Source organism: Serratia sp. ASV30 (assembly GCF_016428815.1).
Lineage (GTDB): Bacteria > Pseudomonadota > Gammaproteobacteria > Enterobacterales > Enterobacteriaceae > Chania > Chania fonticola_C.
In genome coordinates, this window is record NZ_JAELTL010000011.1 from 69,857 (window position 1) to 82,502 (window position 12,646).

13 protein-coding genes are annotated in these 12,646 nt (G+C 53.6%); 4 read left to right on the forward strand and 9 right to left on the reverse strand.

The genetic code is table 11. The features are described from left to right. Positions 1-60: 60 nt before the first annotated feature. Complete coding sequence (locus tag JHD74_RS07160) at positions 61-993, reverse strand: DMT family transporter (RefSeq protein ID WP_074027893.1); 933 nt, start codon at positions 991-993, stop codon at positions 61-63. Between the two features lie 161 nt (positions 994-1,154). Here JHD74_RS07160 and JHD74_RS07165 point away from each other — a divergent pair, with 161 nt between their 5' ends. After that, the gene (locus JHD74_RS07165; protein ID WP_024530323.1) at positions 1,155-1,643 is read left to right on the forward strand and encodes a YbaK/prolyl-tRNA synthetase associated domain-containing protein; all 489 of its coding nucleotides are present in this window, start codon (positions 1,155-1,157) and stop codon (positions 1,641-1,643) included. A 287-nt stretch (positions 1,644-1,930) separates the two neighbouring features. Here the strand turns inward: JHD74_RS07165 and JHD74_RS07170 are convergent, their stop codons facing one another. From JHD74_RS07170 to nrfA, 7 genes are all read right to left on the reverse strand, one after another. Further along, positions 1,931-2,512 carry a heme lyase NrfEFG subunit NrfG gene (locus JHD74_RS07170; RefSeq protein ID WP_199062225.1) on the reverse strand — a complete coding sequence of 194 codons (582 nt, stop codon included), beginning with the start codon at positions 2,510-2,512 and terminating at the stop codon, positions 1,931-1,933. Next, positions 2,509-2,895, reverse strand: a complete 387-nt coding sequence (locus JHD74_RS07175; RefSeq protein WP_199062227.1) for a cytochrome c-type biogenesis protein CcmH — start codon at positions 2,893-2,895, stop codon at positions 2,509-2,511. The genes JHD74_RS07170 and JHD74_RS07175 overlap by 4 nt, the downstream gene beginning before the upstream one ends. Continuing rightward, positions 2,883-4,580, reverse strand: a complete 1,698-nt coding sequence (locus JHD74_RS07180; RefSeq protein WP_199062229.1) for a heme lyase CcmF/NrfE family subunit — start codon at positions 4,578-4,580, stop codon at positions 2,883-2,885. The genes JHD74_RS07175 and JHD74_RS07180 overlap by 13 nt, the downstream gene beginning before the upstream one ends. Positions 4,581-4,796: 216 nt before the next feature. Then, a complete protein-coding gene (gene nrfD / locus JHD74_RS07185; protein ID WP_024530327.1) occupies positions 4,797-5,744 on the reverse strand; it encodes a cytochrome c nitrite reductase subunit NrfD in 948 nt (315 codons plus the stop codon). Further along, a complete protein-coding gene (nrfC, locus tag JHD74_RS07190) occupies positions 5,741-6,412 on the reverse strand; it encodes a cytochrome c nitrite reductase Fe-S protein (protein WP_021180036.1) in 672 nt (223 codons plus the stop codon). Before nrfC ends, nrfD begins: the two co-directional genes overlap by 4 nt. Next, positions 6,409-6,978 carry a cytochrome c nitrite reductase pentaheme subunit gene (gene nrfB, locus JHD74_RS07195; protein ID WP_199062231.1) on the reverse strand — a complete coding sequence of 190 codons (570 nt, stop codon included), beginning with the start codon at positions 6,976-6,978 and terminating at the stop codon, positions 6,409-6,411. The genes nrfC and nrfB overlap by 4 nt, the downstream gene beginning before the upstream one ends. A gap of 42 nt (positions 6,979-7,020) precedes the next feature. Beyond that, positions 7,021-8,412: an ammonia-forming nitrite reductase cytochrome c552 subunit gene (gene nrfA, locus JHD74_RS07200; protein ID WP_255519164.1), complete on the reverse strand. Its 1,392-nt coding sequence runs from the start codon at positions 8,410-8,412 to the stop codon at positions 7,021-7,023. A 478-nt stretch (positions 8,413-8,890) separates the two neighbouring features. Here nrfA and JHD74_RS07205 point away from each other — a divergent pair, with 478 nt between their 5' ends. Together JHD74_RS07205 and JHD74_RS07210 are read left to right on the forward strand one after the other, a co-directional pair. Next, entirely contained in the window at positions 8,891-9,529 is a 639-nt protein-coding gene (locus tag JHD74_RS07205; RefSeq protein ID WP_199062235.1) for a TetR/AcrR family transcriptional regulator, read from the forward strand. Between the two features lie 187 nt (positions 9,530-9,716). Next, positions 9,717-10,490, forward strand: coding sequence for a MipA/OmpV family protein (locus tag JHD74_RS07210; protein WP_199062237.1), 774 nt, complete (start codon positions 9,717-9,719; stop codon positions 10,488-10,490). A gap of 168 nt (positions 10,491-10,658) precedes the next feature. Here JHD74_RS07210 and JHD74_RS07215 read toward each other — a convergent pair whose 3' ends face one another. After that, complete coding sequence (locus JHD74_RS07215; protein ID WP_021180041.1) at positions 10,659-11,588, reverse strand: LysR substrate-binding domain-containing protein; 930 nt, start codon at positions 11,586-11,588, stop codon at positions 10,659-10,661. Between the two features lie 375 nt (positions 11,589-11,963). Here JHD74_RS07215 and JHD74_RS07220 point away from each other — a divergent pair, with 375 nt between their 5' ends. Then, on the forward strand, positions 11,964-12,569 hold the full coding sequence (locus JHD74_RS07220; protein WP_199062239.1) for an ankyrin repeat domain-containing protein: 606 nt from the start codon (positions 11,964-11,966) through the stop codon (positions 12,567-12,569). Positions 12,570-12,646 lie beyond the last annotated feature (77 nt).

Sequence of the window (12,646 nt, forward strand, 5' to 3'; positions counted from 1 at the left end):
CATTCGCCCACTCACATTATGACAGTATTTATATGGAATCTGACTCGCATGCGGGCGCCCCTACGATGCCTCTTTGCGCACTACGTTGACCCGCCAGATACCAAAGCACACCAGCACCAGCGCCACGGCATAACGCCATTCCGTGATGCTTTCCTGTAAGAAAATGGCCGATAATACCGCACCGGAAACCGGGATCAGGAAGTTGAACGGCGCAATCATGCCCACGCGGTTATATTTCAGCAGCAGGCTCCAGAGCGCAAAAGCAACCGATGACAGCAGCGCCAGGTAGCCCAGGATCGTCACCGATGCCCAGCCGTGGAACTCTAACCGGCCCCCTGCCAGATATCCCCCAACCGTCAGCATCACACCGCCGATGGCCAGTTGCCAGCCGGTCATGATCGTCGGATCGACGGTCTGCGAAATGCGCTTGCCATACAGCGTAGCGGCCGAAAGGATAAACGCGGCGATCACCACAAAACCGTCCCCCAGCCAGCTAAAGCTGAAGTCCATCAGTTGACTGTTGAAGTTCACCACCATCACCCCGGCAAAACCCACCACGCAGCCGACGATTTTATTCATGCTAAGACGATCGTTTTTATAAATGAAATGCGCCAGCAACACGCTAAAGAAGGTGCCGGTCGCATTCATGATCGATCCTTTTACCCCAGTGGTGTAGGCCAGACCGATATAGAAGAAGACGTATTGCAGTGCCGTTTGCGTGCTCCCTAACACCACCAACTGTGAATACTGGCGTCGTGACAAACGGCCGATGGGCTTACCCTGCAAGATGGCAAACAGCAGTAATAAGGCCCCTGCAATCACAAAGCGGTAACCGGCAAAGACGATCTTGCCGGGGAGATCGTCGGTGGCGATCTGGAAAATGTCATAGCCGTTTTTAATCGCCGGGTAGGCACTGCCCCACAGCAAACAGCAGAAAGCCGCACACAGCCAAACGAACTTCGGCTGGGTAAACAACGACAGGTTAGTCTTCACGCCCCTTTCCTTTCAAAAAATTAAAATCCCGTTTCATAATTACGTATTATCCGTAAAAACAAAAAAATAGCCCGTTGTTTAATCAATAATCTGGCTGAGCCATTCTCTGTCACAACGCGTTATGATAGGGGCAAGAAAAGCAAAACTCAGGAGAGCATGGCGTGTCTACCGCAACCTTTAGTCGTTTAACCTCCCTTCTTGACCAGCAGCAGGCGCGCTATCGCGTGGTTGAGCATCCCACGGCAGGAAAATCCGAAGAAGTCGCCAAGATACGCGGCACCCAGTTGGGGCAAGGGGCGAAAGCGTTGGTGTGCCACGTCAAGGGCAACGGCATCAAGCAGCACGTGCTGGCCATCCTGCCCGCCGACCAACAGGCCGATCTCGGCGCGTTGGCGCAGGGTGTTGGCGGTACTCGCGCCTCACTGGCCAGCCCGGTTGAAGTCGACCAACTGACCGACTGCGTCTTTGGCGCGATCCCGCCGTTCAGCTTCCACCCGGATTTGCTGCTGGTCGCCGACCCGCTGCTGTTTGAACGCTTTGACGAGTTGGCCTTTAATGCTGGCACGCTGGAGCGTTCGCTGATCCTCAACGCTGGAGATTATCAGAGGATTGCTCAGCCTAGATTGGTGAATTTCATTCGCATGGAGTGAGCTCCGGCCCCTCACCCCAACCCCCTCCCTCAGGAGAGGGAGCTGCTACGGCGTTATCGTTATGTGCAGAGTTTAACTTTAATATATTGATATATAGGATAAATAAATTAGCCAACAGGTGGCACGCACGGTCCCCTCAGGAGAGGGAGCTGCTACGGCGTTGTCATTATGTGCAGAGTTTAACTTTAATATATTGATATATAGGATAAATAAATTAGCCAACAGGTGGCACGTACGGTCCCCTCTCCCTTTGGGAGAGGGTTAGGGTGAGGGGAAATCGCTCAATTTTATTGATTCTGTAACAGCAGCTTGGCCATATTGATAGCCTCAATCAGCTGTGGCCGGTTAACCCGTGGTGACTGGCTGTCCAACAGGCGTTGCCATAAGCTTATCGCCTTGGCATATTCCGTATGCATAAAGGCATCGGCAGCCAGCAACATCAGCGCCGAGACCTCATCCTTATCCAACGCCAAAGCCTTTGCTATATTGCTCTCCACCTGCGGGGTAATACGCTGGCCTGCCTGGTAATAAAGCACCGTTGCCAACGCCGAGTAAAGTTCGGCATTCGCCCCGCGTAGAGCCAATGCCCGCTGATAGGCCGCCTGCGCATCGGCAAAATTATCGTTAAACAGATAATATTCCCCCAGCTGTGCCCACAACACGCTGTCCTGCGGTGACTGGTCGATCTGTTGCTGTAACTGCTGAAACTCGCTTTCGGCCTGCTGATGAGGCGTGAGCGGTAGGACGGGCAAGCTGCGCTTATGCTGTTCGGCCAACACGGTAACCGGACGGCCGCTGGCCACATACCAACCCGCGGAAAGGCCGAGCACCAGCACGATAAACAGCAGAGGGAAAGAACGCGATTTCATTCCGCTTTCCTCCGCCGCCATAACACCAGCCCAATCGCCCCTAACATCAGCGGTGGCAGCCCCCAGAGTAACAACGTCGAGGGCTCAAAAGCCGGTTGGTAGCGGACAAAGTTACCGTAGCGTGCCGTCATAAAACTCATGATTTCCGCCTGCGTTTTGCCTTGTTCGGTCATGGCAAACACCTCATGGCGCATGGCGACCGCCGCAGGGGCATTGGACTCCAGCAGGCTCTGATTCTGGCATTGCGGGCAACGGATCTGGCCTGCCACCGTCAGCGCCCGCTCCTGCATTTCCGGCGAGGTGAATGCCCAGGTATCGACGATCTGGGCCACCAGTGGCAACGTGATGCTCCCCCACAACAACAGAGCAGTTAACCAGCGCATGCTTGCCTCCTTTGCCAACCGGCGGCCAACACGCCAATCATCATCAACGCCCCACCCCACCAGATCCAACGGATGCCGGTCTGCACATAAAAGCGCATGGCATAACGCTGCTCGCCACTTTTTTCGCCCATAACCACGTACCAGTCATGGAAAGCGTTCCAGTCGATGCCTGGCTCAAACATCTGTTGGCGGCGTGCGGTGTAAAACCGCCTTTCAGGCGTTAACTGGGCCACGGGTTTGCCTTGCTGGGTAACCTCAATCACCGCCTGTTCACTGGTGAAATTAGCCTGAGCCTGTAGATCTACCGAACGCAGCGTAAATTGGTATCCCGCCAGGCTGACCGTCTCGCCCACGGTGACGTTCAGGCTGATTTCATGGCGTTGCAGCGCCGAACTGGCAATGCCTAATGCCGTCAGCAGCACTCCTGCGTGAGCGATCCACTGGGCATAACGCCGCCGCCTGAATCCGCCGTAACACATCAATACCAGCCCCAGCAGCCCAAACGGCAGCAGCACCAGATTGAAATAAGGCGCGCCAACCGAGATCTGCCCCCACCCCATTATCCGATAGAGCATCGGGTACAAAGTCCCCACCAGCACGATCAGTGCGGCGGAACTGAGAAGCAACAACGCGCCGAGCAATGCAGGTTTCACCGGGGACATAACGGCTTTCCCCCGGTTGGCACGTAATGCATAAATCAAAAACGATGAACCACTAAGGAACGCAAACAGGATAAACAGCGGCAATGCACGCTGCTCATCCAACGCAAAGGCGTGCACTGAAACCAGGATGCCAGAACGCACAATCAGGGTGCCCAGCAGGCTGAGAACAAAGGTGCCTAACGTCAGCAATAGCGACCAATGCCGCAATCCTCCGGTACGCTGGCCGACTGCCAAACTGTGTAACAAAGCAGTCGCGGTCAGCCAAGGGAGCAGTGAAGCATTCTCCACCGGATCCCAGAACCACCAACCGCCCCAGCCCAACTCGCTGTAAGCCCACCAGGACCCCAAAATAATCCCGGCAGTGAGGAAACACCAGGCCGGTTTGGCCCAGCGCAGGCACTGCCCGGCAATCTCGGCGCTAAACTCCCCTTGCAGCAAAGCAGCAAGCATCAGAGCACTACAGGTGGCAAACCCTGCATAGCCCAAATAGAGCAGCGGAGGGTGCAGGATCAGGCCGATATGTTGCAGCATCGGGTTCAGATCGCGCCCTTGAACCGCGGCGGGAAAGAGCCGAACGAAAGGATCGGAGAAGAACAGGATGAAAAGCAGAAAACAGCCGACGATCAACGCCAGAATGGCCAGCGTGAGCGGCTGTAGTGAGCGCATCGATTTAGGGCTGAACAAGGCAAAGCAGGCAGACCAACCGGCCAGGCACAGCAGCCAGAGCAGCATCGAGCCTTCGTGCCCACCCCACAGCGCCCCAGCCTTCATCAGCGGTGGCAACTGGCTGTGACCATGCTGTGCTACGTACATGACCGAGAAGTCATTTTGCAAAAACAGCTGTAGCAGAATGGCGAAAGACAGTGCGATTAACACAAAAATGCTCAGGCTCCAGCCACGCACTGGCAACAGCCCACCCCAACGGCGATCCATCAACGTCAACAGCGTAATGCCAGCCAGCAGCAGCGACGCCGTACAGGCCAGCAATAACGCAATAAATCCCAGCTCGGGTAACCACAACACATCTACCGCCTTATTCTCTTCTATCTGTCCTGCTCTACCCTATGGATTTAAAGTCGGCCGCTCATGCGCATCCCTGCGCTCGCGGCATTCGTACATCCTTGTACAGCACTGCTAGGCGACAAGCTTGTTCATCCCCAGGAGCTTACTTTTAGTAAGTGACCGGGGTGGGTAAGTGCAGGTAACAACGCTGCGGCTTGAAAGACGACGGGTAAGCACTCAGGCAACCGTCATCTGCCCGGCATACAGAATAAAATAACGCAGCAACAGCACGCCACACAGGCTAGCGCCGCTGATCAACAGGATATGGAAATGCGCTTTCCCCCAGCCCAGAGCTTTCAGCAGCAATGGCATAATCAGCCCGCAACCAACAACGCCCAACCAGAACCACCAGGACCAGAACCCACCGCCAAGCGCGGCCGACAAGGCACGGAGTTTGCCGTCATCCCCCAGCCACAGGCCGATGAAGAACGCCGCCAGCAGGAAGATCTCCAGCCACACCACCGGCGTCTCCAGGCGATGCAGGAAATGCACTTCCCGGCTGTGCAGATGACCTTTAGGTCCGAAGGCCGCCACCAGCAGTGCCACCGCGATCCCGGACGAAACGCCAGAGAACAGGAACAGCACCGGTAACAGCGGGTTATTCAGCATCGGGTACGACTTCAGCGCCGAAAGCAGGAAGCCGGTATAAGCCCCCAACAGCACCGCCAACACCAGCATCACCGTTTCTATTAGCCGCAACAGCGGCAGCAAGCGCTGCAGCAGGAGTGGGATCACCGCCAACTTTGGCAACCAACGCTGTTGCAGCGCCGCCACCTCGTCACGGAAGATCAGCGCCAGCCAGACCACCAGCACCACCATATAGACCTGGAACAGCATCACCCCCATCGACATCACCGAGGTGACGCTATAGTGGAACATCAGTTTCCAGAAGGTCCACGGACGGGTCAGGTGGAAGATCAGGATCACCAGCCCAAGCATGACCGAGGTTGGGGCGATAAACAGCGTGGTTAACATCACTCGGCTGTTTGAGGCCCCCTCCTCTGGATGATAACGGCGCAACAGGATAGCCAGGGTGACCAAACCGGCAGAGATGCCGATCAGGAACAGGTAAATCGCAATGGGCCAGTCCCAGACCAGAGAGTCAAAATGAAAGGCAGAAGTCATTGACTTGTCTCCCCATATTTAAACGGCACGCGATACATTTTTGGCCGTGTCCCCAAGGCTATCTTGTAGCGATAAGTGGTCTTTTGCTGCAACAGACGCGAAATATCACTGTGTGGATCGTCGAGATTACCAAAGGTTAATGCCTTGGTAGGGCACGACAATACACAGGCTGGCTGCTTGCCCTGCCGCAGGTTGGTCTTGCGGCAAAAATCGCATTTATCCGCCGTTTTGCTCACCGGATGAATAAAGCGTACCCGGTAAGGGCACGCAGCGATGCAGTATTGGCAACCGACACAGAGATCCGGGTTCACGTCGACAATGCCGCTGGCGGCATCGATAAACGAGGCTCCGGTTGGGCAGACATGCACACAGGGAGCATCATCGCAATGCTGGCACGAATGGCGGAAAAACCGGTATTTCACGTCCGGAAATTGGCCTATCGGTTCGCTACGGACGATCTCCAGGCGTGAAACGCCCACCGGCACCTGATTGACTTCGCGGCAGGCATCGATACAGGCGGTACAGCCGATGCAACGCGACTCATCGTGGATCATGCCGTAACGGATGCCATTGACGTTCATGGTGCGCGCCAGCAGCTTTTCCGCCAGGGTCGAGCCAGCCGCCAACACGCCAATGCCTACGATAAAACGGCGCCGTGAGCAGCTCATGGCTGCCCCTTATCCAGCCTTACGGACGCTGGATTAAACGCGGGATCATCCTGTTGTTGACGGTGGCAGTCCACGCAGAGCTTGATCCGCCCCTTATCGTTCAGCCCCTGTACCTTATCTTGCTGCGGGTGCAAGGTATGGCAGCTGGCGCAGCTCACCTTGGCCAAATGCACATCATGCGGCCAGAAGGCTTTTTGCAATGTCTCTGGCAAATGGCAGGACAGGCAAACGCTGTTTTGCTGTTCCACGCCGAACATCGGCTCGTTGAAACGCATCACATCCTTCACGCCCTCACGGTGATGCAGCGAAGGTAAACCGTGACAGTTGGTGCAGGTCAGTGGCAATTTGTTATTCGGGTTAATGGCTCCCGCATGTTTACCGTGCATCGCATTTTGTTGCGGCTTGTGGCAGCGCAGGCAGGCCTCATCCGGATTACGTTGCAAGGTGACTTCCGCCGATTTCTGTTGAACAGCGGGGCTGTCGGTCTGGGCCGATACCGGTAATACTGTCAGCCAAAGGCTACAGGCAAGCACCCCGGTAGTTAATAACGAACGCAGTACGCTCATATTGACTCCATTTGTTTACGCCCCGCACACGGGGCGGAGGGGTTATTTGCCTAACAGCCCGGTTTTACGTGCCTGTTCTTCCCACTGCGGTACCACCGTCTTGAGGAATTCCTGCTTTTCGGCGTTCAGCTGCGGCATGTCCATACCCAGCGCCAACTGAGCCTTTTCCTTGGTGGAAATGTCTGGCAGTGGGATTTCAGTGGTGATGCCCTTGGTCGCTAGCAGACGGATCAACTGAGTCCGAGCCTGTGCTGCCTGATCGAGCGCGGTGCCCAAAATGCGCAATGCAACTTCTGGCGCATGCATTTGAATACCGTGGGAAGCGATGGCAAAGTCCCAACGCCACTGTGCATGACGGATATGGGTCAGGATCGGTTTCATCTCTGCTTCGGTAGCTCCGGCATCCCAGGCTGCTTTCGCCTCAAAGTGCGCGTGGACCAGTTGGTCTTCTACCTTCAGCTTGATCTCGTTGATATCCTGCTTACGTTTTTCCACCACCGCCTGCATGCTGGCTTTATCCTGGGTGTGGCAGTTCTTACAGGTTTGTTCGTAGTTATCGAACGGGTTGCCAATTTTGTGATCGGTGTAGATCTTGCCTTGGGCGTTTTGCACTTTCGGCATATGGCAGTCGATACAGGTGACGTTGTTCTTGCCATGAATACCCGCGCTCCAGGTTTCGTATTCTGGATGTTGGGCTTTTAGCATTGGCGTCTTGGACAGCGGGTTGGTCCAGTCGGAAAATTCGATGTTGTCGTAATACACTTCCATGTCATCGACCGTGGTGCCCTTGTCCCAAGGGAATTTCACCGCTTTGTCTTTACCATCAAAGTAATACTCAACGTGGCACTGCCCACACACCATCGATTGCTGGTCGAAGCGGCCTGCCTGATCAAACGGCTTGCCGATCGTCTGCATAGCGCGAGCCGCATAAGGGCGGGAAAGTTGCAGCGCAGGTTTACCGGCGGCAAAATCAGCGGAAGCGGTATTGTGGCAGTCCGCACAGCCGAGGTTATTGACGATTTCCGGCCCGCCACGCGCCCATTTACCATGGAAATAACTCGCTTCGCCCTGTTCGGCGATCACCCTGGCAACGTCCGGGCTTTTGCAGCTCCAGCAGGCCATTGGCAACGGACCATCTTCTGCCGTTTTCGGGGCGCCGGTACGCAAGGATTCACGGATATCCGTGATGGCATAGGCATGTCCACGCGGCTTGTTGTAATCCTTGGCAAACGGGTATCCGGCCCAAAGAATGACCAGACGCGGGTCGCCAGCCAAAGCGTCTACCCGATCGGACTGCTCGGAAGTCGCCTGCCAGGACTTATATTGGTCAGGGTGAGGTGCAGAGAAGGTTTCATTCTTGGCTTCAACCTTCTGCGGCGTGGCGGCAGGTGTCGCATCTGCCTGTGCCGAGAAAGAGAGAAAAACCGCGTACATCCCTGCCAGAAATAGCATCAATAACTTGCTTACCTTATTCATAAGCATCCCATCCATTTTGCCTGCTTGAGAGCAGTGCTTTTATTAGTCGTTAAGTTCTTGTTAGAACAGATTTTCGCCATTACACCGTGCGTAGGGATACCATAGACCCCACAAAAAATGTTGTCTTTGGTCAAGTTCCGGCAGGTTGTTCAGTTGTTGATTGAATTTTGCGAGGCAGCGCAAACTCGAACTAACTCTAATTAGTTATTGAAAGATAACGAGTTGGATGGGGGAAACAAAATGATGACACATACTCGATGTTCCACTCTCCCCCAAAAATGAGAGGGACTAGTTCAGAGCGGTCGTCAGATACTGAAGGTAATCTGCGGAATGTCTACCTCGGCCATTGCGTGTAAAAAAACTGCATTTTTTAATTGACTGACCGTCAGTCAATTAATACCGTAGCGCTACTCCATACGCAAAAGAGGGATTTATTATGGTACGTACAGTGAAAACGCCAGAGGTGCGCCGGGCTGAAATTTTGCAGGCGGCAAGCGAGCTGTTTCAGGAAATCGGGTATGAGTCGACCTCTGTTGATTCCATCGTCCGCAGCGCTGGCATCGCCAAAGGGACGTTTTATTACTACTTCAAATCCAAGGATGAGGTACTGGCGGCGCTGGCACAGCAGCTGTGTGCCGAGATGGTTGCCCGCTCACAAATCATTGCCGACGATCCGCAACTGGGGGCGATTGAAAAGTTCTGCGCCATCATCGCCGCACAGAATCAAACCGTAGAAGCCGGGCAGGCTTTGGTTGAGGACTTACACCGCCCGGAGAACCGCGCATTACATGAGCGCAGCAATATTGGAACGGTATTGGCCTTTGGGCCGATCCTGGCAACAGTGGTGGAGCAAGGAAACCAGGAAGGCGTTTTTCAAGTTGATGATCCGCTATCGACGGTGCAGTTCATTCTCGCCGGTTCGCTGTTCCTGTTCGGCCACCAGATGTTTAGCTGGACGCCCGAAGAGCAAGCCGCGCGTATGCAGGCCATGCTGTTGCTGATTGAGCGCGCCTTCGGTGCCACTGCCGGGTCTTTTGCCGCCGTTTTAGGAGCCAGCATCCAAGGGGAAGATTAAAATGGCCCCGGCACAATCTACTATTCCCTGCAACGCTAATGGCGGCGTTGCTTGTTTCCATAGAACAGGAGCCTATTAAAAAGTAAGTCATAACATTTCATTAGCGTATCGATAAAAACCTGAACTTTAGTGATCGGCTCATTAGTAGCTGATGGCTACCTTTTGACCTAACCCTGGGATATTTATCATGATGGATTATTCTTTTTTATCTACTCGCACGTCATTTTTAATGGTTAAACCGTTCTCGCTGACAGCCATATTACTAACGGGCAATGCCTATGCTGGCGATTGGTCGGTAGGTGCTGGTGTACTGGCAGAACAGTTACCCTATCGCGACTATGATGCACAATATATACCGCTACCGATTTTGACTTATCAAGGAGAGCAGTTTTTTATTAACGGCCAAGGGATCGGGATTAATCTACTGAGTTCTGAGAAGCACAATCTGCATTTGGCGGTTGACTACTCTCCGCTAAGCTTTAAGCCTGCGGATAGCGACGATCCGGCGATGAAGAAACTGGATAAGCGGCGAGCGACCGCCATGGCGGGCATCGGGTATCAGTATCATGCCGATTGGGGGAGCATCAACGCTGATATTGCAACCGACGTGCTGGGCTATAGCGACGGCGTAATTGCCGATGTCGGCTATCAGTACCGCTTCCAGTTTGGCAAATTACAACTGGTTCCCGGTTTCGGTATGCGCTGGCAAAACCGCGCCTTCAATAATTACTATTATGGTATCAGCGAACGGGAATCGCAACGCAGCGGGATGCAACAATACCAGGCGAAAAGCGGCGTCACATCTTACATTTCTCTCGCCAGCTATTATGCCATTAATAACGACTGGCAGCTGTTCCTGATGGGATTTAATGAACAGATGAGCGACACGGTGAAAGATAGCCCGATGACCGATCGTGATTATAGTATCAATGCAGTGGCTGGCGTTTTATATAGCTTCTGATCGGCCCACTATTTTATTTGATAAACCAGCGATGGATCCCAATAATCATTTATGGGAAGGGACTGTTTTGCCATAACCCACTGCACCTTAATTTGTGACTAGCCAGCGTTTAAGGTGCAGTTTACTTTCTGCCAGGGTAAGGGGATTTTAGGCACCAAGATCCCCGAGTCACTCCCGATAAAGCAAATCCCCATAAATCCCGGTCAGCACCCCACCCGGAGCGAACTGCTTTTTGATCCACTGGGTGACCTGCCCGGTTGCCGCATGCTGTGTCGCCAGCAACATGCTGGAATCCTGCCGTGGGTTATGAATGGCGCGGGTTGCCAACAGCCCCTCTGCTACCGGTTCACGCGCCATATATTCCGGTAAGAAACCAATCCCCTCCCCTAAAATCTGGCATTGGCACTTGGTGTTAAAATCCGGCACCAGGATCGCTTCCTGCCCGTGCAGCAACCATCCCACCTTCTTGTTGATGGTATGCGCGGTGTCTTCCACCATGATGTTGGGATAAAGCCGCAGCTGGCTCTCTGAGATCGGCTCTGGCATAAACGCCAATGGATGATCGGGCGCAATGGCGAACACCCAACGGATGGCGCCAATTTCGGTGTAATCAATGCCACCGCCGTCCAGCAACGTATCCGGTGCGCCAATAGCGATATTGGCCTGGTTGTTGATGATGGAATCCCAGACGCCGTTGTATACCTCGGTGGTCACCGTAATGTGGCAGGTGGGGAATTGCTTCTTCAGCACCTGTAACAGCCGGGCGGTATGCCTTGGGGTGTAGAGCAACTGATTGATACAGATGCGCACCCGCGCCTCGATACCCTGAGAGATGGTATCAATACCGCGCTTGATGGCATGGAAGTCGTTAAGCAGATCGGTCGCTTTACGGTAGAAGTAAAAACCGGACTCGGTGAGTTCGATGCTGCGCGTGCTGCGGTTAAACAGTACGACGTCCAGCCCGGTTTCCATCCTTTTGATGGTATAGCTGATGGCCGAGGTCGTCAGATCCAGTTCCTTGGCCGCCTTGCTGAAGCTGCCAAAACGCGCCGTGGTGGTAAATGCCAACAGATTTTCTTCGGTAAAAATAGAATTCATGACCCCTCCTCCCCCCTGGACGCATTGTTGAATGTATTTGTAAATCCTATGACACGCAACCAGTATTGAACAAAATTTAACACTGCGATTACAACTGATTTGAAGACAATCACACTTCTGATTATTAGTTTAGAGCCTGATGTGGCGGGAGGTGAAAGCCCATTCCCCGCAGGGACGTTTGCCGTGGCAAAAGGCGCAAAACATAAGAGAAAGATTGCGCCGCCGCACAGTTTGTCTTTATTGTTGAATTATTTTCAATAATTACACCCTTTGCGATGAATGATTCTTAAGCGGATGTTTTTATCCAGCATCTATTGCTATTCTCAGTAGCAATGAAAGCATCCAAAGCCCACTGGAAAAATAGGGAGCCAGAATATGTCTGATAAGGCGCTAATCACAGAATTTCTTTTTGCAGCGGAACAAGGCGACAGCGACGCGCTGAAAAATTGCCTGAGTAAAGGGGCAGATATCAATGCCACCAACCGCCAAGGCCGCACCGCAATTACGCTTGCCAGCTTGAATAAACATTACGACTGCGTGGAATTATTAATCGCTGCCGGTGCAGACATTGATAAGCAGGATCAGACCTGTTTTAACCCCTTCCTGCTGAGCTGCCTGAATAACGACTTAACGCTACTACGTCTGGTATTGCCAGCAAACCCGGATTTGGACCGTTTAACACGCTTTGGCGGCGTGGGTATTACCCCAGCCAGCGAAAAAGGTCACGTCGATATTGTACGTGAATTGTTAACGCGTACCGAAATTAACGTCAACCACACCAATTTTGTCGGTTGGACGCCGCTGCTGGAAGCCATTGTGTTAAATGATGGCGGCGCGAAACAGCAAGAGATTGTCAAATTACTGCTCGATCACGGTGCCAATCCTCATATGACCGATAAATATGGTAAATCGCCCCTGACGCTGGCCCGTGAAAAAGGCTATCACGAAATTGCTGAACTGCTGGTTTCCGCCGGCGCTTAACAGAGGAGAGATGCCATCGCACAGCCGCAACGGCAGTGCATTACAGCGTTATCGGCGGAGGTGGCGTTCCCCCGCCA

Excerpts from the sequence above, each read along its gene's own strand:
- JHD74_RS07170 (WP_199062225.1), bottom strand. The coding sequence starts at position 2,512 with ATGAAATCGCGTTCTTTCCCTCTGCTGTTTATCGTGCTGGTGCTCGGC.
- JHD74_RS07175 (WP_199062227.1), bottom strand. The coding sequence starts at position 2,895 with ATGCGCTGGTTAACTGCTCTGTTGTTGTGGGGGAGCATCACGTTGCCA.
- nrfD (WP_024530327.1), bottom strand. The coding sequence starts at position 5,744 with ATGACTTCTGCCTTTCATTTTGACTCTCTGGTCTGGGACTGGCCCATT.
- nrfC (WP_021180036.1), bottom strand. The coding sequence starts at position 6,412 with ATGAGCTGCTCACGGCGCCGTTTTATCGTAGGCATTGGCGTGTTGGCG.
- nrfB (WP_199062231.1), bottom strand. The coding sequence starts at position 6,978 with ATGAGCGTACTGCGTTCGTTATTAACTACCGGGGTGCTTGCCTGTAGC.
- nrfA (WP_255519164.1), bottom strand. The coding sequence starts at position 8,412 with ATGTACGCGGTTTTTCTCTCTTTCTCGGCACAGGCAGATGCGACACCT.
- JHD74_RS07205 (WP_199062235.1), top strand. The coding sequence starts at position 8,891 with ATGGTACGTACAGTGAAAACGCCAGAGGTGCGCCGGGCTGAAATTTTG.
- JHD74_RS07210 (WP_199062237.1), top strand. The coding sequence starts at position 9,717 with ATGATGGATTATTCTTTTTTATCTACTCGCACGTCATTTTTAATGGTT.
- JHD74_RS07215 (WP_021180041.1), bottom strand. The coding sequence starts at position 11,588 with ATGAATTCTATTTTTACCGAAGAAAATCTGTTGGCATTTACCACCACG.
- JHD74_RS07220 (WP_199062239.1), top strand. The coding sequence starts at position 11,964 with ATGTCTGATAAGGCGCTAATCACAGAATTTCTTTTTGCAGCGGAACAA.